This is a genomic window from Streptomyces spiroverticillatus (genome assembly GCA_014650415.1).
GTDB classification, from domain to species: domain Bacteria; phylum Actinomycetota; class Actinomycetes; order Streptomycetales; family Streptomycetaceae; genus Streptomyces; species Streptomyces spiroverticillatus.
On record BMUX01000010.1, the window covers coordinates 138,440 to 160,934 of the forward strand.

Here is a 22,495-nt window from a genome sequence, read left to right on the forward strand (position 1 = left end):
CCTTCCCCCTCATGGGGACACGGGGGAGACGACGGGGGGCGCTTGCCGCCCTGCTGATGACCGCGGCGGCACTGACCGGCTGCTCACTGGACGGATCGGGATACGACAGCACCCGTACGCCGACGGAACGGCCGGAGCTGGAGGATCCCAACCGGTACGCCGTCGTGGAGCTGCGCGCCGAGAGCAAGGGGCACATGACCGGCCTGCGGCTCCGCGACGAGAAGATCAAGCAGGGCGTCGCACCGGCGGACGCGGTTCCCGACGAGGCCCGCTGCATGGGCGCGTGGCGGCTGGGCGGCCACGAAGCGACCGTGGGCGCGGGCGGTGTGGACGTCTTCGTCCAGGCCTGCTCGTCGGTGCCCGCCGAGGGAAGCCACCGGGTGACGCCGTCGGGGTCCCCGGCACCAACACCTACATCTCCGGGGACCCCGACGAACACGCCCTAGACGGCCTGCTTCTCGTACCCCACCAGCCGCACGCACACCGCGAGCCCCTCGATGGCCTGCTCCAGCTCGGTCAGGCTCGGGTAGCTGGGGGCGATGCGGATGGTCGCGTCGCGCGGATCGTCGCCGTACGGGTGGGTGGCGCCCGCCGGGGTCAGCACGATCCCGGCCGCGGCGGCCTGCCGCACGACCTCCTTCGCGCACCCGTCCGGCACCTGGAGCGTGACGAAGTAACCGCCCTGGGGGGAGGTCCAGGTGGCGAGCCCGGTACCGCCGAGCTCGGCCTCCAGGATGCGGGCCACGGTCTCGAACTTCGGCTGGAGGACGGCGCGTTGGCGCTCCATGTGCGTGCGCACACCCGCCGCGTCACGCAGGAAGAGGACGTGCCGGAGCTGGTTGACCTTGTCCGGGCCGATGGAGCGCTTCTGGTTGTTGGCGAGCAGCCACTTGAGGTTCGCGGCGGACGCCCCGAAGAAGGCGACGCCCGCACCGGCCGCCGTGATCTTCGACGTCGACCCGAAGACGAACGCGCGGTCCGCGTTCCCCGCCCGCTCGCACGCGCCGAGCAGGTCGGCGATGGCGACGGGCTCGTCGGTGAGGTGGTGGGCGGCGTACGCGTTGTCCCAGAAGATCCGGAAATCGGGCGCGGCGGTCGTCATCGCCGCGAGCCGCTCGACCGTCTCGTCGCTGTAGCAGACCCCGTCCGGGTTGCTGTACTTCGGGACGCACCAGATGCCCTTGACCGCCGGGTCCTCGGCGACGAGCCGCTCCACGGCCTCCATGTCGGGCCCGCCCTCGGTCATCGGCACCGGAATCATGTCGATCCCGAACCGCTCGCAGAGCGCGAAGTGCCGGTCGTACCCGGGCACGGGGCACAGGAACGCGATCCGCTCCTCGTCCACCCACCGCGTCTTCGCACCCGGCAGGACGCTCAGCAGCGCGTGCACGATCGCGTCGTGCATCAGCTCCAGGCTGGAGTTCCCGAGGGCGAGGAGCTGCCCGGCCGGGACCTGGAGCACCTCCGCGAAGATCTCCCGCAGCTCGGGCAGCCCCTGGAGACCGCCGTAGTTGCGTACGTCCGTGCCGTCGGCGGCGGTGTGCCGCCCGCCCGGCAGGCTGAACAGGTCCTCGGAGAGGTCGAGCTGCTCGGGCGAGGGCTTGCCCCGGGTCAGGTCGAGGGAGAGGCCGCGCCCCGCCAGCTCCCGGTAGTCCTGGCGGGCCTGGTCCAGAAGTCCGGTGAGGTTGTCGGGGCTGATCTCGGTGGTCATGGCGGCGCTGGTTTCCTCTCGGGCGGTGCGTGGCTGCGGTGCGGTGCGCGCTGCGGCGCATGTGGTGCGGTGCGTGCTGCGGTGCCGACGCTATACCGGAGCGCGCGGCGTACGAGCACGGGATGCCGGGCCCCTGCCCCGCCCCGGCAGGGGGAAACCCGGGCGGGGCAGGTCGGGGGAGGGGCGCGGACCTTCGGCGGGCGCCGTGTGCGAGTGCTGTGCGAGTGCCGTACGGTCCGGGCTCAGACTGTCGTACGGTCCGGGCTCAGGCGGTGCGGCCGGGCACCAGCACCACCTTGCCGAGGTTGCGGCGCTGCTCGACGAGGGCATGGGCGCGGGCGGCCTCGGCGAGGGGGATCTCCTCGTGCACGACGGTGCGCAGGTCGCCCGCACCCCAGGACTCCCAGAGCTCGCGGATCCAGCGGGCGTACGTCTCGGGCCGCCCGGCGGCGACGGCCCGCATCTGAAACCCCGTCAAGGTTGCTCCCCGCAGGAGCAGTTCATACGCCTCGACGGTCCCGCTCCCGGAGCTGTACGCCACGAGCCGGCCGCCCATGGCGAGCGCCCGGACGCACGGCCCGAGCAACTCGCCGCCGACACCGTCGAGAATCACGTCGTACGAGCCGCCCTTCTCCCGCAACTCCTCGTACGTCACGACCTCGTCGGCCCCCAACTCCCTCACGAAATCGGCCTTCCCGGCACTCCCGACGGCGGCGACGACCCGCCCCGCGCCGCCCGCCCGGGCGAGCTGGAGGGCGAGCGTGCCGACACCGCTGGCGGCGGCGGTGACGAGGACGGACTCCCCGCGCAGGACGCGCCCGGCTTCGAACGCGCCGCATGCGACGGTTCCGCTCCGTACGAGTGCGACGGCGTCGACGGCGCTGGCGCGCTCCGGTATGGGCGAGGCCATGTCGCCCCGCAGCACGGCGAATTCGGCGTACGCATCGCTGAAACACAGCCCGGTGACACGCGCGCCGAGCTCGACCCCCTCGACGCCGGCCCCGACCCCGACGACCTCCCCGGCGACTTCCCCGCCGAGCACGACCGGCACCGGGCTCTCCCGGACCTTGCGCACGCTGGGCAGGGTCACGCCGACGGCTTCGGCGCGGACCAGGATCTCGCCGGGCCCGGGCTGGGGAACGGCGGCCTCTTCGGGGAGGAGGGCGGTGGGGTCGACGTGGTGATGGATGCGCAGCAAGGTGCGATGCCTCCGGCCGGTCAGGGATCAGGTGTCAGGAGGGAATTCGTTGGGCTGCCCAACGATATGCGCTCTTCCGTTGGGATGTCCAACGATTGCGCGAATCCGGCTAGGCTCCTCCCATGACTCAGCCCGGGCTGCCGCCCCTCCAGCACATCCAGTCCCTGCCGAGCTGGCTCGTGGGCCGCGTGGCGGCGAAGGGGCGCGGCCTGGTGGCGGAGGCGCTCGCCGAGGAGGGCCTGAAGCTGATGCAGCACGCGGTGCTGGCGGCGACGGCGGAGTACGGCCCGGTGGCCCAGGCAGAGCTGGGCCGCAGGCTGGAGGTGGACCCGAAGGACATGGTGATGCTCCTGAACCACCTCCAGGGGATGGGTTTGGTGACACGGTCCCCGGACCCGTCGGACCGCCGGAAGAACGCGGTGACGGTGACGGCCGAGGGCCTGGAGGTGCTGGCCCGGTGTGCGGTGCTGGCGGAGAGGGCGAACGAGGAGTTGCTGGGAGTGCTGGGGGAGGAGGAGAAGGCGCAACTGATGAGGCTGCTGGGGAGGGTGTACGGCCCGGGGGCGGCCGGGTAGGGGTAACCCCCGGTCGCGGACGGGTGGTCGCCGGATGGTGACCGTGCCCCCGGTCGGGCGAGCCTTGAGGTCCGGGCAGTGGCCGAGGAGTGAGAGGTCCAGCAATGTTCAGGAGCACGGGGCGACGACGCGCAGCAGCAGCCGCAGTGGTGCTGGCGGTGGTGTCCACGGGAGCGTTCGCAGGGGCCTCGGCCCAGGAGAAGCAGCCGGAAGTCCGCACCACCCTCGAAGGGGTCTGGCGCAGCGACGGGTATGCGCAGTATGTGACGGTACGTCAAGGAGAGCTCCTTACCTATGAGTTCAGCGCGGCCGGCTGCCACCCCAGCGGCCTCTCCCTCACCGCCGACAAGGCCCCTCCCTCCACCGGCACCCCCTTCCGCGACGCCGCCGGGGCCCGTGGCCTCACCCTGCGTGCCACCGGCAAGGACCGCGCCCGTCTCGCCCCCGCGGGGTCCGTCGGTGAGCGGAGTCTGGAGCGGGTCCGTGCCCTTCCCGCCGACTGCACCCGCACGCCCGCCACCGACCCCGTGCACACCTTCGACGTGTTCTGGTCGGCCCTGCGCGAGAACTACCCCTTCTTCGCCGCGAAGGGCGTCGACTGGGACGCGGTGCGGGCCAAGTACCGCCCCCAGGTCACCAAGAACACCTCCGACGACCGGCTCTTCCAGATCCTCGGCGCGATGATCGAGCCCCTGCACGACATGCACACCCAGCTCCGCGACCTCCCGAACGAGCGCGGCACCCTGAACATGCGTCCGGGCACCCCCTACCCCGCCGACGTCCCGAAGTTCCTCGCCCGTGTGGAGGCGGCTTCCAAGCCACAACTCCCGGCGAAGGTGCAGGAGTTCGCGGGCGGTCAGATCCAGTACGCCGACCTCTCCACCCCCGGCATCGGCTACCTCCGCATCACCTCCTTCGCCGGGTACGCCAAGGGCCGCGACGCCGACGCGGACGCCGCCGTGCTGGACCGGGCGCTGGCGGAGATCTTCACCGCCGAGCGGGTGCGCGGGATGCGCGGTCTCGTCGTGGACCTCCGGGTCAACGGCGGCGGCTCCGACGCCCTCGGCATCAAGATCGCCCAGCGCCTCACGGACCGTACGTACACCGCGTACACGAAGGTCGCCCGCAACGACCCGGACAACGCGGCCAGTTGGACCGCGCCGCAGCCCATCCGGGTCCGCCCGGCGAAGGGTCCCCGCTTCACCGGTCCGGTCGCCCTGCTCGGCGGGCCGCTCACCATCAGCGCGGGCGAGTCCTTCGCCCAGTCCCTGCTGCCCCGCAGCCCCGCCCCGATCCGGATCGGGGAGCCCACCCAGGGCGTCTTCTCCGACACGATGGAGTGGCATCTGCCCAACGGGTGGGTGCTGACGGTCCCCAACGAGAAGTTCCTCACCGCGCGCGGCACCACCTACGACGGCGCCGGAATCCCGCCGACCCACCCCGAACCCGTGTACGCCGAGGCCGACTTGACGAACCACCGCGACCCCGGTCTGAAGCGCGCGGTGCGGGAGCTCGACCGGATTCGGTAGGCGCCAGGGCTCCTATCCTGGCGGCGTGGCCCCCTCTCGCCCCGCCTCGCCGCCCTCGTCGGCGCGCTGCCCCTGGAACCCTGCTGGAGATCGGGTGCGGTCCGGGGGCGGCCGCGCGGGCGGTCGCCGCACGGCTCACCACCGGCCACGTCCTGGCCACGGACCGGTCCGCCGCCGCCGTCGACCTGGCGCGGTCGGGTTCGGCGGCGGAGCTCGCCTCCGGCCGGATGGGCGTCCGGCACGTCGCGGGCGAGGACTTCGTCCTCGGTCCCGGCGAGGAACCGTACGACCTCGTCTTCGCGTTCCGCGTCGGCGCGCTCGACGGCCGTCACCCGGAACTGGGCCGCAGGGTGCTGGAGCGCCTCGTCCGGGCGACGGCGCCGACCGCCCGGCTCTTCGTCGACGGGGGTGCGCCACTGCGTGAACTCCCGCTGCGCCAGGGGTAGTTCACGACAGCAGTGCCGGGGCCAGCTCCCGCCATTCGCGGTCCGGCAGGGCGGTGGGATCGGCGGTCAGCACTTGCAGGCAGACGTGGTCGGCCCCCGCGTCCAGGTGCTCCCGCACGCGGCGGCGGATCGCCTCCTCGTCCCCGTACGCGACGATCGCGTCCACCAGCCGACGGCTCGGGCCGCCGACGACGTCCGCGTCGCCGAAGCCCAGCCGGCGGACGTTCGCCTGCTGGTGCGGGGCGGCCGCCACGTACATCGCGACGTGCGCCGTCGCCACCTCGCGGGCGCGGGCGAGGTCGGTGTCGAGGACGACGGCCTGCTCGACCCCGAGGAAGGCGTCGGGGCCCAGGGTCTTGCGCGCCAATGCGGTGTGTTCGACGGGGACGAAGTACGGGTGCGCGCCCCAGGTGCGTTCGGCGGCCAGCGCCAGCATCTTCGGGCCGAGCGCGGCCAGGACGCGGCGCGGTGCCGGGTCCGGCTGCGGGCCGTGGGCGGGTACGGCGTCCATGGAGTCCAGGTAGGCGCGCATGGTGGACACCGCCCGGCCCAGGTTCCGTACCGGATAGCCGTCCACCTCGGACACGGTCTCGGTGACGCGGTGTCCGCCCAGGCCCAGCAGATAGCGCCCCGGGAACGCCTCGCCGAGCGTGCGCGTCGCGGTGGCGGTGGCGATCGGGTCGCGGAAGGCGATGTTGGCGATGCCCGAGGCGACGACGAGGCGGCGGGTCGCCGACAGGAGCAGCCAGGCCTGGCCGACCGTGTCGCGGCCGAACGCCTCTCCGTACCAGAGGGCTCCGTATCCCAACTCCTCTATCTCGGCGGCGGATTCGCGGACGCGGGTGGCGGGTTGGCCCTCGAAGGCGAAGGTCCAGAGGCCGATGGGGCCGAGGGTGGGGGTGGTGGGGCCGAGGGTGGGGGTGGTGGGGGTGGTGCCGTTGGGCATGGGTGGGTCCTTCGGTCGGTTCTCGGTTCACGGTCCGTACCGGAGAGGTTCTCCGTTTGGTGAGCGGTACGATACGGAGAACCTCTCCGCTTGGCTACCGAAAGGACGCAACACCGATGACGACCGCACCCGGTGGCGGTGCTCCGCCGCCACGCCGTACGGACGCGCGCCTGAACCGGGACCGGTTGGTGGCGGCGGCGCGCGAGGTGTTCGCGGCGTCGGGGCCCGGGGCCTCGCTCAACGAGATCGCCCGGCGGGCGGGGGTCGGCCCCGGGACCCTCTACCGCCACTTCCCGAACCGGCAGGTGCTGCTGGCGGCGGTCCTCACGGACCGGGTCGAGGCGCTGTGCGCGCGGGCGGGGGAGCTGCTGGCGGAGGAGTCGCTCTCGGCGGACGAGGTGCTGGCGCGGTGGGCGGAGGCGTTTCTGGCCCATGCGCGGGATCAACAGGGCGTGGGCAGTGCGCTGTTGACGGACGCGTCGTACGACCTGGGGGTCGACTGCCATCGGGTCATCGTGGATGCGGCGGCGAGTGTGCTGGCGCATGCGCAGGAGCACGGAACTGCCCGCTGCGACCTGGCGGCCGCGGATCTGGTCCAACTGGTGACGGGGGTGGCGCTGGCGACGGTGCATGCGGGGGATGCCGGGCAGGCGGGCCGGCTGCTCTCCTTGACCTTGGACGCGGTCCATGCGGCCCCCCGCAAGGGCCGCGCCCTGGCGTGACCTCCGCCGGACGTACGTGCCCTTCCCGTGCCGGTCCGGCCCGGCGGACCGGCACGGGCCCGGAGGGGAGGGGCCGCGCCCCCGGTGGGGCGCGGACGAAGCGCGTTCGGCAGGGGCAGGGCGTGTCCGTGCGGTGGTGGCCGCACGGACGGAACAGTCCCGCCCCGGAAGGGGCGGTCAGCCGGTCGGGGTGCCGAACCAGTGGTGGAGGGCCGCGTCCAGGGACTCCTGTGCGTCACCCGTCCACACGACATGCCCATCGGGCCGGATCAGCGCCGCCGGGACCGGAAGCTCCTCCGCCGGGTCCGGCACGTGGTCGACCCGGTCCGACCACCCGTTCACCGAGAGCTGCCCCGTGCGGTCCAGCAGCAGCGCCCGCCCCGTGTGCATCCGCTCGTACAGCCGGCCCTGCTTCAGCTCCAGGTCCCGGAGGCGGCGGCCCAGCAGGTCGTGGCCCTCGCCGAAGTCGTAGCGGATGTCGACCGCGGTGATCATGCCGGTGATGTAGCGGTTGACCTCCTCGAAGTCCATGAGGCGGGAGAAGATCTCGCGGAGGGCCGTCGCCCCCGGGTCCGCGCCCAGGAGGGTGATCTGCGCGCGGGTGTTGTCGAGCACGCGCGCGCCCACCGGGTGACGCTCCGTGTGGTACGTGTCCAACAGCCCTTCCGGCGCCCACCCGTTGACCGCCGCCGCCAGCTTCCAGCCCAGGTTGAACGCGTCCTGCACCCCCAGGTTCAGGCCCTGTCCGCCGGTCGGCGGGTGGATGTGGGCCGCGTCGCCCACCAGGAACACCCGGCCCGCCCGGTAGCGCTCGGCCTGCCGGGTCGCGTCGCCGAACCGCGACAGCCAGCGCGGCGAGTGCACCCCGAAGTCGGTGCCCGCGAACGCCCGCAGCTGCTTCTTGAAGTCGTCCAGGGTCGGCTCCGTGGTCCGGTCCTCGGACACCCCGTCGGCCGGGACGACGACCCGGCACAGACCGTTCGTGCCGGGCTGGACGCCGAAGCGGAGCTGCGTCTTGTGGACCTCCGCCGTGGCCGCGGCGATCGTCTCCGCGTCCGCCGTGACCTCCATCTCGCCGAGCAGCGTCTCCACGGTGGCGGCCGTGCCGGGGAAGCCGATTCCGGCCAGCTTGCGCACCGTGCTGCGGCCGCCGTCGGCCCCGACGAGGTAGCGCGAGCGCAGCCGCGTACCGTCGGCGAGTTCGACGTCGACGCCGTCCTCGTCCTGGCTCAGGCCGACGACCGTGCTGCCGCGTCTCATATCGGCGCCGAGGGCGAGGGCGCGCTCGTTCAGGATCCGCTCGGTGTTCGGCTGCGGACTGGCCACGCCGAACGGGTGTGCCGTGTCCATGCCCTCCGGCCACGGCTTGGCGATGCCGCCGAACAGGCCGCCAGCCTGGAACTTCTCGTTCTCCGCGAGGAAGGTGTCCAACAGGCCCCGCTGGGCCATCACTTCGACGCTGCGCGCGTGCAGGCCCTGCCCGCGCGACTGCAGGGTCTGCTCGGCCAGCCGCTCCAGCACGACCACCCGCACGTCGTGCAGGCGGAGTTCGGCGGCGAGCATCAGTCCGGTCGGACCTCCGCCGGTGATGATGACGTCGATCGTGTGGCTCACTTCGCTCACAGAATCCTCAACTCTCCCTGGATCACGTGTTCATGGATCAGGTGAACGATTCTGCGCCAAGATTGCTTCCCGGTCACACGCCTTCCGGAGGCTCCGCGAGTGCCTGCGCGGTCCGTTCGCCCCCGCCGGGGGTCACCAGGGTGCGGAAGGTCGTCACCGGGTCCGGGTCCAACTCCGGTGCTCCACCGCTCAGTCGGAGCGTGGCGAAGCCGTGGGCGAGGGACCAGGCCGCCAGTCCCGCCCGCCGGGCGTCCTGGGTGCGCCGGGCGTCGGGGAGGTCCTCGATGCCGGCCCGCAGGGCTGCGTACGCCCGGTCCTTGGCGGCGGTGAGCTCCGGGGCGTCCGCGTGCAGCAGCCGGGGCTGGAACATCACCTCGAAGTGCGCCGGGTGGCCGAGCGCGAACTCCACGTACCGCGCGCCCAGTTCGCGCAGCCGGTGCGGTTCCTCCGCCGGCACCGCGTCGACGGCGGCGGCCAGCAGGTCGAAGCCCTCGATCGCGATGGCGGTCAGCAGCCCGGCCTTGTCCTTGAAGTGGTGGGCCGGTGCCGCGTGCGAGACCTCGGCGCGGCGTGCGAGGTCGCGCAGGCTGATCGCGGCGACGCCCTCGCTCGCGATGACTTCCAGGGCGGCGCCGAGCACCGCCCGGCGGAGATCTCCGTGGTGGTACGAGGTGGTGTGGGGTGCGGGCATGCGTGGATGTTATCCGGTGGATCTTGGCGGTGGAAAGTAGGCATTGACAAGATCTGGTGCTTGCGGTGGGATGCATCTAGGCGGCGACAAGATGAGGGTCCGCCGCCGCGAGCCGAGTTCATGTCCGTGCCCGTGTCCGTGCCTACGCCCCAGGGGGACCTCGCCATGACGCACCGCCCGAGCACCGCCCGCCAGCTGTGGCAACTGCTGGAGCCCGTCCACGCCACCGTCTACTACGCGGCGGAATCCTTCGACGCCGCCGAGCGCCTCGGGTACGCCGTCGACGAGCGCTGGCCCGCCTACTTCGCCTACCGTGCCGCACCCCTCGGCCCCGTCGGCCCGCACCTGGTCAACGCCCTCTTCTACAGCTTCAGCCCGCACATGGTGGAGCGGTACGTCACCCCGGCCTGGCGCACCGCCGCACCCGAGCAGGTGCTGGCGGCCCGCAGCGAGGCCGTCGACCGTGCCCTGCGCAGGCTGTTCGGCGACCGGATCGACTCGCCGGAACTGCGGGAGGCGGCAGGGCTCGTACGCCGTGCCGCCGAGGCCGCCGACACGGCCGGACGGCCCCTGGCCGCGGCCAATGCCGCCCTGCCCTGGCCGGACGCGCCGCACCTGGTCCTCTGGCAGGCCGCCACCGTCCTGCGCGAGCACCGCGGCGACGGCCACCTCGCCGCTCTCCAGGCCCACGGCATCGGCCCCGCCGAAGCGCTCGTCTCGCACGCGGCGGTCGGCGCCGCCCCGCGCCAGGTGTTCGACAGCCGGCAGTGGAGCGGGGAGGAGTGGGACGCCGCGCGTCAACGGCTCGTGGCGCGCGGGCTGTTGGAGGCCGACGGCACCGCCACGGATGAGGGGGTCCGGGTCCGCACCGCCGTCGAGCACCTCACCGACGAACTCGCCCTCGCCCCCTGGAGCGCCCTGACCCCCGACGAGGTCGCCCGGCTCTCCGATCTCCTGCTGCCCCTCGTGCTCGACATCGTCGGCACCGGACTCCTTCCCCTGCAGAGCACCCTCGGGGTCGGGATGAAGTACGAGGACGCGTGAAAATGCTTGGTCCGCAGCCGGTCTGACGGCTCGCCGGAATCTGGGACCGCCGCCCGCAGACCTTCACATGAGGGCGGCGGTCCTCACACGGGGCGGGTTGCCAGAAAGGTTGTCAATGGAGGAGTGTTGTCATGAGGCAACATTTTGTGGCCTCGGACTTTTTCCTCTACTCGATGGGGTGAGGGGCCCGCCCAGCGGGCCTTCTACGTTTGGCGACTTCCACACAGCAGGCAGGCACACCGGGCTCCGGAGCTCCCCGCACCGACGACGGTGCGTGGCGCTGCGCGCCCTACCCCGCACTCGTGGTGGACGACCGCGACACCGTCCGCCGCGCCAACGACGCCGCCGAAGCACTCTTCGACGGTACGTGTGCGGGCCGCCCCCTCGCCGAGGTCGTCCCGGACTGGCTCCTGCGGGCGCACCTGGCGGGTCCGGGCGCGCGGGCCGAAGCCGTGCGCGGGCCGGTCGGGGACCGTACCTTCGAGGCACATCCCAGCACGACGGACGCGGACGGATCCGTCGTGTGGTGGCTCGTCGACGACACCGACCAGGTGCTCGCCCAGCGGGCCCTGCGCCTGGAGCGCGAGCGCACCGCCTTCCTCACCCAGGCGTCCAACCGGCTGCTGTCCTCGCTCAACCTCGACCGCTGCATGGACGCCACCGCCCAGCTCGCCGCCGAGCACCTCGCCGACGCCGCCCTGGTGGTCGCCCCGGTCAGCGGGCACCGGCTGCCCGCCGTGGAGTGCGTGCGCGGCGGCAGCCCGGTGCGCACGCTCCAGATCGCCGACCCGCACGAGGTGCCGGGGCTGGGGGAGGCCCTGCAGGGGTTCCCGCCCGTGCCGTCGCGGTGGATCGATCCGGCGGCGGCTCCGGGGTGGGTGGTTCCCGAGGGGTTCGGCGAGGTCGGGTCGATCGTCGTGACGCCGCTGCCAGGGCACGGGGTCCCGGCGGGCGCGCTCATCCTGCTGCGGCGCACCGGCGGGTCCGGTGCCTTCAGCGAGGAGGAGGAGGTCTTCGCCCGGCTCTTCGCCTCGCGGGCCGGCGCCGCCATGTCGGCCGCCAGGCTCTACGCCGAGCAGTCGGCCATCACCGAGACCCTGATGCGCGAGCTGCTCCCGCCGGTGCTGCACCAGGTCGCCGGCATGGAGTTCGCGGGCGGCTACCGGCCCTCCCAGGACACCGAGCGGGTCGGGGGCGACTTCTACGACGTCCACCCGGCCGCCGGTGAGGGAGAGGCCTCCCTCGCGGTGCTCGGCGACGTCTGCGGCAAGGGCCTCGACGCGGCCGTCCTCACCGGCAAGATCCGCAACACCCTGCACGCCCTGCTCCCCATGGCCGACGACCACCAGCGCGTCATCGACCTGCTCAACGGGGCGCTGCTCAACTCCCACCACGCCCGGTTCGCCACCCTGGTGCTCGCCTCGGCGGTGCGCGAGGAGGAGTCCGTACGACTGCGGCTCAGCAGCGCCGGACACGCCGCGCCGCTTCTCGTACGGGCCGACGGCACCGTCGAAGAGGTCGGCACCAGCGGCACTTTGGTCGGCGCGATGCCCCGGGTGCCGACCCGCACGGTCGGCGCGACCCTGGCCCCCGGCGAGAGCTGCGTGCTCTACACCGACGGCATCACCGAGGCGCGCGGCGGCCCGCTGGGCGACGCCATGTTCGGCGAGGACCGGCTGAAGGCAGCGCTGGCAGAGTGCGCCGGAATGCCCGCCGAGGCCATCGTGGAGCGCGTCCAGATGCTGGCCTCGCAGTGGGTGGGCGGCGGCCGGCACGACGACATGGCGGTCCTGGTCATCTCCGCGCCGAAGACCGCACCGCAGGCCGCGCCGAGGGTCGCGCGGCAGTCGACGGGGGCGCGCACCTCCGAGAGCGAACCGTCGAGCAAGACCGCGCGCCCGCTGATGAACTCCCGCACTCGGGGCAGGCTCAGCGCATGAGCCAGCACACCGCTCCCGATCACACCGATCACACCGGTGACGTCGATCACACCGGTGACACCGATCACGCCGGCGGCCCCGACCAGGCCGCCGGACCCCACCCGCCCGCCGTCTACGTCGCCCAGCTGTGGGACGCCGTCGCGGCGGGCAACGAGTACGCGGCCACCGACATCGTCCTGACCGCCCTCGACGCAGGGCTGCCCGCCGAGGACGTCCTCCTGGAGGTCATCGCCCCCGTACAGGCGAAGGTCGGCGCCGAATGGGCCGCCAACCGCATCAACGTCGCCCAGGAACACACCGCCACCGCCATCAACGACCGCGCCGTCGCCGCCCTCGCCCAGCACTCCGCGATCCGCCGCTCGGATGTCGGGACCCTCAGACACACAGCCGCCCAGCAGGAGACCGCCCGCCGCGCCGCCCGGTACGCCGCAGGTCACGCCGTCACCTGCACCGTCCCCACCGCCCGCACCCGCCCCGACGCGCCCGCCGCCAGGGGCCGCATCACGGTGGCCTGCGTGGACGGCGAATGGCACGCGCTGCCCGCCCGCATCCTCTCCGAAGTGCTCAAACTGCGCGGCTGGCAGGTCGACTACCTCGGCGCCCAGGTCCCCACCCCGCACCTGATCAGCCATCTGCACCGGTCCGCGACCCACGTCGTCGCCCTGTCCAGCTCCATCGCCACCCGGCTGCCCACCGCCCACGCCACCATCACCGCCTGCCAGGCCACCGGCGTGCCCGTCCTCGTCGGCGGCGCGGCCTTCGGCCCCGAGGGCCGGTACGCACGCCTGCTCGGCGCGGACGCCTGGGCCCCCGACGCCCGCGCCGCCGCCGACCTCCTCGACGCCGACCGGCTGCCCGGACCCCTGCACGGCCACCAGCCCATGGACGACCTGCCGCACCTGGCCGACCAGGAGTACACGATGGTCGCCCGCACCCACGCCGAGCTGGTCAAGGCCACCTTCACCGGCCTCGAAGAGCGCTACCCGGCCATGCGGACGTACACCGACCGGCAGCGCGAGCACACCGCCGAGGACCTCGCCCAGATCGTCAGCTTCCTGGCCTCCGCGCTCTACACCGACGACCCGGAGCTGTTCACCGGCTTCCTGCTCTGGACCGCCGGCATCCTGGAGGCGCGCGGAGTGCCCGCCGCCTCCCTGCACCCCACGCTCGACCTCCTCGGCGAGGAACTGCGGGACTTCCCCCGCGCCACCCGCCTCCTGTCCCTCGCCGCCGACGCCCTTATGTCCCGGTGAGCGCCTCCCGCACCACCCCGGCAAGCCCCTCCCGTACCCCCGGAAAGCCCGCATGACGACGATGCCCTCGCACCCGATCCGCCCGAATCCGCTGCACTTCACCGCCGACCCCGAAGGCGCACACACACTGCGCCTCACGCTCCACGGCGACCTCGACTACGATCAGGCCGAGCTGCTCCTCGACGTCGTCCGCGAGGAACTCGCCGAGCGGCCCGAGCTGCGTACGCTGCGGCTGGACTGCGCCGAGCTGGCGGCCGTCGACTCGATGGGCCTGTCGGTGCTGCTCATGGTCCACCGGGTCACCACCGCCGCCGACGTCCGGCTGCACCTCGACGGCCGCACCCCCGCGCTGGAACGGCTGCTCCAGATCACCGGCACCCTGGACCACTTCACCGGGCGCGGCGCGGAGCAGATATCCGAGACGTCGTAGGGCGGTAGGGCTACGCCCCGCCCGGCCGCACCAGCCCCGTCTCGTACGCCATGACCACCACCTGAGCCCGGCTGGCCAGATTCAGCTTGGTCATCGCCCGGTTGAGGTGGGTCTTGACGGTCGCCCCGCTGATGAAGAGCAGCTCGGCGATGTCCGCGTTCGACAGGCCGCGCGCCGCCATCCGCAGCACCTCCACCTCGCGCCCCGTCAACTGGTCCAGATCTGGCGGCAGTTGTGGCGGAGGGGTCGGTTCCGCACCGCATTCCGTCCGTACCGCGAAGGACTCGACCAGCCGCCGGGTGACGCTCGGCGCGAACAGCGAGTCCCCGCCGCGCACCGCGTTGATCGCCGCCAGCAGCCGCTCGGGCCCCGAGTCCTTCAGCAGGAAGCCCGAAGCGCCCGCGCGCAGCGCGCCGTACACGTACTCGTCGAGATCGAACGTCGTCAGTACGAGGATGCGCGGCGGCGGGTCCTCGGCCGCCGCGAGGATCTTGCCGGTGGCCACGATGCCGCTCATGCCGGGCATCCGGATGTCCATCAGGACGACGTCGGGGCGCAGATCGGCGGCGAGTTCGACGGCCTCCGCACCGTCGGCGGCCTCACCGACCACCTCGAAGCCGGGGGCCGCGCGCAGCAGCCCCACCAGACCGGCCCGGATCAGGAACTGGTCGTCGACGACGAGCACCCTCGTCGGCTCCTGGGTGCTCATCGGGCCTGCCGTCCGTTCATCGTTTCCGGTCGTCCTCCGGTCGTGCGGCCCGGGGTGAGGTCGGCAGGTCGAGGCGGACCTCGTAGCCGCCCGAGTCCGCGCCGCCGTGCGGGCCGATGCTGATCGTTCCGCCGTAGAGCTTGGCCCGCTCCCGCATCCCAATCAACCCATGACCGGATCCCCCCACAACCTTGGCCGGAATCACCCCCTCCCCTCCACTGGACTCCTCGTTCACGACCCGCACCGTGACCTGGTGCGGCCGGTACCGCAGCTCCACGACGGTCGGCGCGCCGGGCGCGTGTTTCAGTACGTTCGTGAGCGCCTCCTGCACCACCCGGTACGCGCACAGCTCCACCCCGGGGGCCAGCGGGCGCCGGGTGCCGGTCACCTTCAGCTCCACCGGCACGCCCCCGGCCCGTACCCGCTCGACCATCTCCGCGAGGCGGGCCAGGCCCGGCATCGGGGCGTCCGGCGCGTTCTCGTCGTCCCGGTCGTCCGGCGCGCGCAGCAGGCGCAGCATCCGGCGCATCTCCTCCAGGGCCTCCGCGCTGGTGTCGGCTATGGTGCCCAGCGCCGCCCGCGCGGTCGGCGGGTCGGACGCGAAGACGAACTGGGCGAGCCCCGACTGCACCGAGATCACCGACATGTGGTGGGCGACCACGTCGTGCAGCTCCCGGGCGATCCGGCCGCGCTCCTCGTAGACCTCCCGGCGGGCCCGCTCCTCCTGCTCCTCGCGCAGCCTGCGCGCCAGCTTCGCCGACCTTCGCGCCACCACCCCGAACCGGCACAGCGCCGCCGGCCACACCATGGCCTGCGCCACGACGGCCGGCATCGAGGAGCGTGGGTCGAGCAGGCCCGCGCACACCCACGCCGCACCCATCAGCACCGTGCAGGCCACGGAGATGCGCAGCGGGCGCAGGGAGGCGACGGTGTAGACGGCGAGCATGGGGCCGAAGCTGCCCGCGACGGGCCAGTACCCGGCGGTGATGTAGGCGATCCACGCCGCGTGCACGAGCAGGCAGACCGCGACGGGCGCGCGGGTGCGGAACGCGGTCGGCAGGTTCACCAGGCCGAGCAGGACGTATCCGAGGAGGTCGAGCGCGGGCCGCCCCTGCGCGACGGACTCCTGCCCGAGCAGCACGGCCACGGTGGTCTGCGCGAGGGCCAGCAGGAGGTCGGCGTGAGGAGGGCGGAACCGGAGCATCGTCGCAGCGTAATCCCGCAGGTCCGGGCGCACGTCAACCGGACGGCATACCACGAAAGTTGTAGGCGGGGCGGGAACTGCCGCGCTGGGTGGAGAGGAGATCAACCTCTCGTGGGACGCACCGGAGGCTTACCGTCCGTAACTTCTTCCCCAGCGGTGCGTATCGGCCGGCCTCGGTCCGGGCGGCGCACCCGACGGGGCCGCGACGGTCCGCCCTCACCATCGGGGGAGGGGGCGGGCCGCCGTCGCTCGTCCGGCTGCTTCTTCCTGCGCTTTCCCGGGCCTTCCCGGGCCTTCCTGCGTATCGACCTGGGGGCGGGCACGTGTCACTCTCCCAAGTGGGGGCATTCCCCGGGGAGTTGGCATGGCGATTCGCTGGCGGGCACTTCTTCCGGCTGCCGTGGCGTGTGTGTGCTGCGGGGCGGCCGGCTGCAACGGAGGGGATTCCTCCGGTTCTTCGGGCGGGGACGCGGGGGCGCCGCCGGTCTCGGGCGGGTTGACGGGCGGGACCTCCGGCGGTTCCGGGGGCATCGGAAGCTCGGGCGGCTCCGGGAGCTCCGGGAGCTCCGGGGGCTCCGGGGACATCGGGGGTTCCAGCGGGTCGAGTACGACGTCGGGCGGATCCGGTACGACCTCGGGCGGATCCGGTACGACCTCGGGCGGCGGCGGTACGACCTCGGGCGGCCCCGGCGGGGGCGGGGGAGTCGTCGGCGGCGGTACGGGCGGAGGCTCGGGCGGCGGACCCAAGCAGCCCGGCTCGCCGATGACGATCCCGGAGCCCTCCAACCTGGAGGGGGTGCCGATGGGCTACGAACCGGAGACGGGGCTCGCGAACTGGGACGCCCTGAAGGAGAGGTTCCGTGCCCCCTGCGGCGGCACCGTCTGCGTGAACGTGGTGCGCGTGCCCGTCCCCGACGACCGGGAGTCGTTCCCGCTCTGCGGCTACTTGAAGATGGTGCTGCCGCGCAATCCGTTCTACCGGGGCGACACGATCCGCATGTACGTGAAGGAGCCGTGCCGACCGGGCTCCCCGCCGTCACCGGGTTCCCCGTCCCCGGGTTCCCCGCCCCCGAGTTCCCCGTCCCCCACTCCCTCGTCACCCGCCCCGCCGACGTCACCGGGGGCGGGCACCCAGGGCAGCGGCGGTGGCGGTGGCGGAGGAGGCACGGTCACCCCCTCGCCCGCCGTCCGCGCGACCGGGGCGACCGTTCGGTGACCGCGGCGCCCCCTCCCGGTCCGCCACCGGCCCCCGACGCGCCCGCGGACGCCGCTCCCTCCTCCGGGCTCCAGAGATTCGGCGCGCTCTTCGGCGCGGTCATCGCACCGACCAGCTTCGTCACCGGGCTCCTCTACTACTTCGGCCTCAACCAGGCGTACTGGTTCTACGCCTACTTCGGCGTCAACTCGACCGCGCTGGGCCTCGGCACCACGGACTACCTGGTGATCGGCGTGGACGCCCTCTTCCGGCCGATGGTGATCGCCGCGGCCGGCGGGCTCGTGGCCTTCTGGGGGCACGAACTCCTCCGCGCCCGCCTCGCCGCCGGGGCCCGACCGCGCGTGCTGCGCCTGCTGGTCCCGGTGCTCGGCGGTACGGGGCTGCTCCTGACGGCGTGCGGGCTCTGGGCGGTGCTGGACACGGGCGCGGTGGTCCGCGCCTGGTTCCTGGTGCCTCCGCTGAGCCTGGCCGCCGGGGTGATGCTCCTCGCGTACGCGCTGCACCTGCGCCGCACCTTGGGCCCGGCCCCCGCACCGGCTCCGGGCCCTGCACCCGTACCCACTCCCGCACCGGCCCCCAGGCCGGACGCCGACGCCGACCCACCCCCACCCCCGGACCCCGCCCCACCCGCACCCCCACCCCCCGTCCCCTCCGTCCGCCCCGAGTGGACGGCGATGGCCGAGTGGGCCGTGATCTTTCTGCTCGTCGGGCTGAGCCTGATGTGGGCCGCCACCGACTACGCGGGCGCCGTCGGACGGGGCCGTGCCGAACAGCTCGTCGCCCGGCTGCCCGACTCGACCACCGCCGTGGTGCACAGCACCCGCAGCCTCGCCCTCTCCGTCCCCGGCGTCCGCGAGATCCGGTGCGCGGACGCCACGTCGGGCTATCCGTACCGGTACGAGGGCCTGGCCCTGGTCATCCAGTCCGCGAACCAGTACGTACTGCTGCCGCTGGACTGGACCGCGACGACCGGCGTCGCGGTGCTGCTGCCGCGCTCCGACTCCGTACGCCTGGAGTTCGTCCCGTACCGGGCCCGCGAAGCGACCTTGCGCCGGCCCTGCTAGAGGCTCACCAGCTCCCGCCCCTTCGTCTCCGGAGCCGCCACCGCCATCCACCCCATCGCCAGCAGCACCGCCACCGCCAGCACCCCGAAGGTCCACGGAAGCCCGAGCACCGGCCACAGCACCGACCCGAACAGCAGCGGCGCGAACCCGGTCAGCGAGCGGCTCACCGACGACGCCCAGCCGAAGCCGGTGGCCCGCAGCGCGGTCGGGTACAGCTCGGAGGCGTACGCGTACAGCGCCGGGATCGCGAGCTGGATCAGGAAGCCGAACGCACCGATCGCCACCAGCGCGGCCGTCCCCTGGTCCCGTACGAGCGCGAAGACGACCAGCGCCGCCGTCGCCAGCGGCGCACTCACCCCGATCAGCCACTTCCGCCCGACGACGTCCACCAGCGCGGTCGACACGAGGACGCCGAGAATGCCGAGCCCGGCCATCAGCGTCGTGCCGGTGAAGGCGGCGGTGTCGGCCTGGCCCTCCGCCTTGAGGATGGACGGCATCCAGCTCAGCGCCGCGTAGTAGACCAGCAGGACCGTCGCGAACATCAGCCACACCGCCGAGGTGATGCGCGGGCTGAACGACCAGATCAGGCGCAGCTGTTCGGCCGCCGCCGCGAGTCCGCGGGAGCGGGGAGCGGTGGGCGGATCCGGGATCTCGTACGGTTCGACGGGTGCGCCGGTACGCGCCACCAGGTCGTCGATGACCGCCCGCGCCTCCGTCTCGCGGCCCTTGCCGGAGAGGTAGACCGGCGACTCCGGGACGCCGCGCCGCACCCAGAACAGCAGCAGCGCGGGCAGCGTCATCGTGAAGAGCATCCAGCGCCAGTTGCCGTCCAGCGGCAGCATCGCCGTCGAGACCAGCCCGCACAGCGTGACCCCGATCGGCCACCACAGGTCCAGCGCGGTGAGGATCCGCCCCCGGTACTTGCGCGGCGAGAACTCGCTGACCAGCGCGTAGTCGACCGGAATGCAGCCGCCGAGCCCGATCCCGGCGAGGAAGCGCAGGACGAGGAAGATCCAGTACGAGGGCGAGAGCGCGCCCAGGACGGAGAAGAGCGCGAAGATCAGCAGCGTGACGCTGAACGCCTTCTTGCGGCCGATCCGGTCGGCCACCGAACCCCAGGCGACCGCGCCGACCGCCATCCCGACGAGGTTCGCGGTGGCGACCAGGCCGCGTTCGGCGATGCTCAGGCCGAACTCCTTGCCCACCAGGGGCATCAGGAAGCCGTTGAGGGCGATGTCGTAGGCGTCGAAGAGGTAGCCGAGGCCACCGATGACGAAGATCTTCCCTTGGACACCCCACTTCCAGGGGAGTTCCTGGACGATGTGATCGCCTGTCTTCACTGCGTGCTCCAAGAGGGGCGGTGGGGTGGGGGAGGGGCTGATCATAGAGCGGTTTCGATCATGTCCCGTGCAAGGGACGGGCGCGGTGCCGTACCCTGCGCGGGCCCGGATGCTGAAATCCCCCTGGGGCGCGGCGCGTCCGCTTCGTAGAGTCCGTGGACATGGCAACCACCACGCCCGGTCCGGCTCCCGTCCCCGCTCTCTCCTCCCGCACCGCCTCCGTCGGCGGCTCCCCGGTGCGGGAGATCCTGGCACTCACCGAGGCCCCCGAGGTGATCAGCTTCGCGGGCGGCCTCCCCGCGCCCGAACTCTTCGACGCCGAGGGCATCCGCCGGGCGTGCGACGCGGTGCTGCGCGAGTCCCCGCACCGGGTCCTCCAGTACTCGACCACCGAGGGCGACTCGGCCCTGCGCGCCGCCGTCGCCACCCGGCTCACCGCACGCGGCCTGCCCACCGACGCCGGTGACCTGCTCATCACCACCGGCTCGCAGCAGGGCCTCTCCCTGCTGGCCTCCGCCCTCCTGGAACCCGGCGACACGGTCCTCGTCGAGGACCCCACCTACCTCGCCGCCCTCCAGTGCTTCGGCCTCGCGGGCGCCCGCACGCTCCCCGTCCCCACCGACGACGACGGCATCCTCCCCGAGGCCCTCGACGCCCTCGTCGCAGCCGAGAAGCCGAAGCTCCTCTACCTCGTCCCCAACTTCCAGAACCCCACCGGCCGCACGCTCCCCCTCGCCCGCCGCCGGGCCGTCGCCGAGATCGCCGCGCGGCGCGGTCTGTGGGTGGTCGAGGACGATCCGTACGGCGAACTGCGCTTCAGCGGCGAGAGCGTGCCCTGGATCTCCGGCTGTCCCGGCGGCGAGGACCGCACCGTACTCCTCAGCAGCTTCTCCAAGGTGATGGCCCCCGGCCTGCGCCTCGGCTGGCTGCGCGGCCCCGCCGCCCTGCGCCGCGCCTGCGTCATCGCCAAGCAGGCCGCCGACCTGCACACCTCCACCCTCGACCAGGCCGCCGCCGCCCGCTACCTCGTCGACAGCGATCTCGACCGGCACCTGGCGCTGGTCCGCGACGCGTACCGCCTGCGCAGGGACGCCCTGCTCGCCGGGCTCGCCGACGCGCTCCCGGCGGGCAGCACCTGGAACCACCCGGAGGGCGGCATGTTCCTGTGGGCCCGGCTGCCGGACGGCCTGGACGCGACGGCGCTGCTGCCCAAGGCGGTCGAGCACAAGGTGGCGTACGTGCCCGGCGCGCCCTTCTTCGTGGGCCGGCCGGACGCGGCGACCCTGCGGATGTCCTTCACGACGCACACGCCGAAGGAGATCGCGGTGGGCCTGGACAGGCTGCGGGAGGCGCTGGGGGCGTGATGCGTGCGGCTATTCCCGGTAGTAGCCGCGCTGGTAGGGGCTGAGCAGGGACGGCAGCAACTGCCCCCGCCCCTTGCAGATGACGCACACCGGCGTGAACTGGCAGCAGGGGCACCGCTTCCGCCCCCGCTCCTCGTCGGGCACCCATCCGAGCCCGTAGCACCCGGGGCAGTGCCCGAGCCCGTCGCACTCGTAACAGAGGAGGTACCCCGGATCCAGCGTCTCCGGTGTCACGACGGGCTCAGGCCTGACGATCACGTACGGCGGATACAGCGCGATCCGCGGGGACGTGCCCCACAGGGTGATCCAGCCGTTCCCACGCGCGGTGCGCACCGCCAGCTCGCAGCCGTCCTTCGTCCCGACGACCGCGTGGAAGCGGACGGTCCCGATGTACGGGCGGGGCGCCTCCTTCTCGCCCTGCTCCTGCGTCACGGTCCAGCCGCCCCGCGCCGCGAACCAGGCCGCGGCGCGGGCGGGGACCGTCGGGTCGTACCGTCCGCCGGGCAGCTCGGGCCGGGCGTGGAAGGTGTACTGGTACGACAGGGGCTCGTGCCAGTCCACAATGCTCGGGTACGAGGGCAGGCTCAGCCCCAGCTCCTGACCCGGTGCCGGCTCGGCCGCCACCTCACGCATCCGGTCCCTGATCCAGTGCGCCGCGCGCTCCAACTCCTCGCGCGCACCCGGTATCTCCGCCACCGGTGCCTCCCCGCCTCCCGGACCGCGCCGGGCCGCCCGGCATACTGGCCCCGCTTTGACCACCATTGAAGTCCCCCGACGAGGAGAACGACAGGGATGACCGCAACCTTCAAGACCGTCACCGACGTGGACCCCCAACACCTGGGCCAGGCCCGGGCGATGGACCGCCTCTTCCAGGCGGCCATCGCGCCCGCGACCGTCAACTTCGACTTCGGCCACATCCGGGAGGCCGCCGCCGCGATCCCCGACAGCTCGATCGTCAAGCTTGTACGGGGCTGGGGCCTCCAGGAGACCGCGCCCGTCGCGGTGATGGCGCTCTCCCTCAAGGAGGCAGTACGTCAGGCACTCCCGCCGGAGTTCGCCGACGCCGCGTTCTGGCCCACGGTCGAACGGGAACTGGAATCGGCCTTCACGGGCCTCGCGGCGCAGGAGGGCGCGCAGGGCCTCGCGTACTACGACGAGACCCCCGACCGCACCAGCTACTACCGCGACCTCTTCTTCGCCCTCCAGGGCGGGGAGGACCTGTACGGAATCGCCTTCTGCATCGACGTGACGGTCGGCCTGGACAAGGCGTCCGTCGGGGCACTCGCCCTCACGGACATCGCCCCGTACCGCATCCGGCTGAACGCGATCGTGGTCCGCCAGACGCTGGGCACTCCGGCTTCCGCCGCCGCCTGACCTCTGTAGCTGCTGCACCGGCCCGCCGTCCCGGGCCGCCGCACAACTGCCCTTCCGCACACCCTGGTTGATGCCTGGGCGTCGTCCGCCCTCTTGACGGAGTGAGCACTCACTCC

General features: G+C 73.0%; 22 protein-coding genes. 13 read left to right on the forward strand and 9 right to left on the reverse strand.

The genetic code is table 11. The features are described 5' to 3' along the window. Positions 1 to 11: 11 nt before the first annotated feature. Positions 12 to 446, forward strand: coding sequence for a hypothetical protein (locus IE269_RS25710; protein WP_189825518.1), 435 nt, complete (start codon positions 12 to 14; stop codon positions 444 to 446). Here IE269_RS25710 and IE269_RS25715 read toward each other — a convergent pair. Beyond that, a complete protein-coding gene (locus IE269_RS25715; RefSeq protein WP_189825519.1) occupies positions 443 to 1,711 on the reverse strand; it encodes an aspartate aminotransferase type Ic in 1,269 nt (422 codons plus the stop codon). The two genes, IE269_RS25710 and IE269_RS25715, sit on opposite strands and share 4 nt — an antisense overlap. 265 nt (positions 1,712 to 1,976) lie before the next feature. Next, positions 1,977 to 2,909 (reverse strand): quinone oxidoreductase family protein, encoded by a 933-nt coding sequence (locus IE269_RS25720; RefSeq protein WP_189825520.1) that lies wholly within the window; start codon positions 2,907 to 2,909, stop codon positions 1,977 to 1,979. A 122-nt stretch (positions 2,910 to 3,031) separates the two neighbouring features. Here IE269_RS25720 and IE269_RS25725 point away from each other — a divergent pair, with 122 nt between their 5' ends. From IE269_RS25725 to IE269_RS25735, 3 genes are all read left to right on the forward strand, one after another. After that, positions 3,032 to 3,484: a MarR family winged helix-turn-helix transcriptional regulator gene (locus tag IE269_RS25725; RefSeq protein ID WP_189825521.1), complete on the forward strand. Its 453-nt coding sequence runs from the start codon at positions 3,032 to 3,034 to the stop codon at positions 3,482 to 3,484. Between the two features lie 104 nt (positions 3,485 to 3,588). Continuing rightward, positions 3,589 to 5,013: a S41 family peptidase gene (locus IE269_RS25730; RefSeq protein ID WP_189825522.1), complete on the forward strand. Its 1,425-nt coding sequence runs from the start codon at positions 3,589 to 3,591 to the stop codon at positions 5,011 to 5,013. 89 nt (positions 5,014 to 5,102) lie between these two features. Next, a complete protein-coding gene (locus IE269_RS25735; protein WP_229898254.1) occupies positions 5,103 to 5,459 on the forward strand; it encodes a methyltransferase domain-containing protein in 357 nt (118 codons plus the stop codon). A 1-nt stretch (position 5,460) separates the two neighbouring features. Here IE269_RS25735 and IE269_RS25740 read toward each other — a convergent pair whose 3' ends face one another. Continuing rightward, positions 5,461 to 6,405, reverse strand: coding sequence for a TIGR03620 family F420-dependent LLM class oxidoreductase (locus IE269_RS25740; RefSeq protein WP_189825523.1), 945 nt, complete (start codon positions 6,403 to 6,405; stop codon positions 5,461 to 5,463). 116 nt (positions 6,406 to 6,521) lie between these two features. On the opposite strand from IE269_RS25740, the gene IE269_RS25745 reads away from it, so the two are divergent. Beyond that, positions 6,522 to 7,127 carry a TetR/AcrR family transcriptional regulator gene (locus IE269_RS25745; RefSeq protein WP_189825524.1) on the forward strand — a complete coding sequence of 202 codons (606 nt, stop codon included), beginning with the start codon at positions 6,522 to 6,524 and terminating at the stop codon, positions 7,125 to 7,127. Between the two features lie 177 nt (positions 7,128 to 7,304). On the opposite strand, the gene rox is transcribed toward IE269_RS25745, so the two are convergent. Further along, the gene (gene rox / locus IE269_RS25750; RefSeq protein ID WP_268253622.1) at positions 7,305 to 8,741 is read right to left on the reverse strand and encodes a rifampin monooxygenase; all 1,437 of its coding nucleotides are present in this window, start codon (positions 8,739 to 8,741) and stop codon (positions 7,305 to 7,307) included. 82 nt (positions 8,742 to 8,823) lie between these two features. Next, on the reverse strand, positions 8,824 to 9,441 hold the full coding sequence (locus tag IE269_RS25755; protein ID WP_189825525.1) for a TetR/AcrR family transcriptional regulator: 618 nt from the start codon (positions 9,439 to 9,441) through the stop codon (positions 8,824 to 8,826). 165 nt (positions 9,442 to 9,606) lie between these two features. Between IE269_RS25755 and IE269_RS25760 the strand changes: the two genes are divergently transcribed. The 4 genes from IE269_RS25760 (at position 9,607) to IE269_RS25775 (ending at position 14,108) form a co-directional block, all read left to right on the forward strand. Beyond that, entirely contained in the window at positions 9,607 to 10,485 is an 879-nt protein-coding gene (locus tag IE269_RS25760; protein ID WP_189825526.1) for an SCO6745 family protein, read from the forward strand. Positions 10,486 to 10,694: 209 nt separating this feature from the next. Beyond that, positions 10,695 to 12,425, forward strand: a complete 1,731-nt coding sequence (locus IE269_RS25765) for a SpoIIE family protein phosphatase (protein WP_438817624.1) — start codon at positions 10,695 to 10,697, stop codon at positions 12,423 to 12,425. Beyond that, entirely contained in the window at positions 12,422 to 13,678 is a 1,257-nt protein-coding gene (locus IE269_RS25770; RefSeq protein ID WP_189825528.1) for a cobalamin B12-binding domain-containing protein, read from the forward strand. The genes IE269_RS25765 and IE269_RS25770 overlap by 4 nt, the downstream gene beginning before the upstream one ends. Before the next feature lie 52 nt (positions 13,679 to 13,730). Then, entirely contained in the window at positions 13,731 to 14,108 is a 378-nt protein-coding gene (locus IE269_RS25775) for an STAS domain-containing protein (protein WP_229898219.1), read from the forward strand. Positions 14,109 to 14,118: 10 nt separating this feature from the next. On the opposite strand, the gene IE269_RS25780 is transcribed toward IE269_RS25775, so the two are convergent. Together IE269_RS25780 and IE269_RS25785 are read right to left on the reverse strand one after the other, a co-directional pair. Further along, positions 14,119 to 14,817, reverse strand: coding sequence for a response regulator transcription factor (locus IE269_RS25780; protein WP_189825529.1), 699 nt, complete (start codon positions 14,815 to 14,817; stop codon positions 14,119 to 14,121). Positions 14,818 to 14,833: 16 nt separating this feature from the next. Continuing rightward, entirely contained in the window at positions 14,834 to 16,021 is a 1,188-nt protein-coding gene (locus tag IE269_RS25785) for a sensor histidine kinase (RefSeq protein ID WP_189825530.1), read from the reverse strand. Between the two features lie 763 nt (positions 16,022 to 16,784). Here IE269_RS25785 and IE269_RS25790 point away from each other — a divergent pair. Beyond that, complete coding sequence (locus tag IE269_RS25790) at positions 16,785 to 17,237, forward strand: hypothetical protein (RefSeq protein WP_189825531.1); 453 nt, start codon at positions 16,785 to 16,787, stop codon at positions 17,235 to 17,237. Beyond that, a complete protein-coding gene (locus IE269_RS25795) occupies positions 17,234 to 18,301 on the forward strand; it encodes a hypothetical protein (RefSeq protein ID WP_189825532.1) in 1,068 nt (355 codons plus the stop codon). Before IE269_RS25790 ends, IE269_RS25795 begins: the two co-directional genes overlap by 4 nt. Here IE269_RS25795 and IE269_RS25800 read toward each other — a convergent pair. Beyond that, positions 18,298 to 19,641 carry an MFS transporter gene (locus IE269_RS25800; protein ID WP_189825533.1) on the reverse strand — a complete coding sequence of 448 codons (1,344 nt, stop codon included), beginning with the start codon at positions 19,639 to 19,641 and terminating at the stop codon, positions 18,298 to 18,300. The two genes, IE269_RS25795 and IE269_RS25800, sit on opposite strands and share 4 nt — an antisense overlap. Positions 19,642 to 19,802: 161 nt before the next feature. Between IE269_RS25800 and IE269_RS25805 the strand changes: the two genes are divergently transcribed. Beyond that, positions 19,803 to 21,005, forward strand: a complete 1,203-nt coding sequence (locus IE269_RS25805; protein WP_189825534.1) for an aminotransferase-like domain-containing protein — start codon at positions 19,803 to 19,805, stop codon at positions 21,003 to 21,005. Positions 21,006 to 21,014: 9 nt separating this feature from the next. On the opposite strand, the gene IE269_RS25810 is transcribed toward IE269_RS25805, so the two are convergent. Then, positions 21,015 to 21,701, reverse strand: a complete 687-nt coding sequence (locus IE269_RS25810) for a hypothetical protein (protein WP_189825535.1) — start codon at positions 21,699 to 21,701, stop codon at positions 21,015 to 21,017. A 96-nt stretch (positions 21,702 to 21,797) separates the two neighbouring features. Between IE269_RS25810 and IE269_RS25815 the strand changes: the two genes are divergently transcribed. Continuing rightward, on the forward strand, positions 21,798 to 22,379 hold the full coding sequence (locus IE269_RS25815) for a Type-2Aa cytolytic delta-endotoxin (RefSeq protein ID WP_189825536.1): 582 nt from the start codon (positions 21,798 to 21,800) through the stop codon (positions 22,377 to 22,379). Positions 22,380 to 22,495: the final 116 nt, after the last annotated feature.

What these genes read in the sequence shown, in the direction of transcription:
- IE269_RS25770 (WP_189825528.1), top strand. Translation starts at nt 12,422, where the DNA reads ATGAGCCAGCACACCGCTCCCGATCACACCGATCACACCGGTGACGTC.
- IE269_RS25740 (WP_189825523.1), bottom strand. Translation starts at nt 6,405, where the DNA reads ATGCCCAACGGCACCACCCCCACCACCCCCACCCTCGGCCCCACCACC.
- IE269_RS25715 (WP_189825519.1), bottom strand. Translation starts at nt 1,711, where the DNA reads ATGACCACCGAGATCAGCCCCGACAACCTCACCGGACTTCTGGACCAG.
- IE269_RS25780 (WP_189825529.1), bottom strand. Translation starts at nt 14,817, where the DNA reads ATGAGCACCCAGGAGCCGACGAGGGTGCTCGTCGTCGACGACCAGTTC.
- IE269_RS25725 (WP_189825521.1), top strand. Translation starts at nt 3,032, where the DNA reads ATGACTCAGCCCGGGCTGCCGCCCCTCCAGCACATCCAGTCCCTGCCG.
- IE269_RS25815 (WP_189825536.1), top strand. Translation starts at nt 21,798, where the DNA reads ATGACCGCAACCTTCAAGACCGTCACCGACGTGGACCCCCAACACCTG.
- IE269_RS25730 (WP_189825522.1), top strand. Translation starts at nt 3,589, where the DNA reads ATGTTCAGGAGCACGGGGCGACGACGCGCAGCAGCAGCCGCAGTGGTG.
- IE269_RS25760 (WP_189825526.1), top strand. Translation starts at nt 9,607, where the DNA reads ATGACGCACCGCCCGAGCACCGCCCGCCAGCTGTGGCAACTGCTGGAG.
- IE269_RS25775 (WP_229898219.1), top strand. Translation starts at nt 13,731, where the DNA reads ATGACGACGATGCCCTCGCACCCGATCCGCCCGAATCCGCTGCACTTC.
- IE269_RS25805 (WP_189825534.1), top strand. Translation starts at nt 19,803, where the DNA reads ATGGCAACCACCACGCCCGGTCCGGCTCCCGTCCCCGCTCTCTCCTCC.
- IE269_RS25785 (WP_189825530.1), bottom strand. Translation starts at nt 16,021, where the DNA reads ATGCTCCGGTTCCGCCCTCCTCACGCCGACCTCCTGCTGGCCCTCGCG.
- IE269_RS25745 (WP_189825524.1), top strand. Translation starts at nt 6,522, where the DNA reads ATGACGACCGCACCCGGTGGCGGTGCTCCGCCGCCACGCCGTACGGAC.
- IE269_RS25755 (WP_189825525.1), bottom strand. Translation starts at nt 9,441, where the DNA reads ATGCCCGCACCCCACACCACCTCGTACCACCACGGAGATCTCCGCCGG.
- IE269_RS25790 (WP_189825531.1), top strand. Translation starts at nt 16,785, where the DNA reads ATGACGATCCCGGAGCCCTCCAACCTGGAGGGGGTGCCGATGGGCTAC.
- IE269_RS25710 (WP_189825518.1), top strand. Translation starts at nt 12, where the DNA reads ATGGGGACACGGGGGAGACGACGGGGGGCGCTTGCCGCCCTGCTGATG.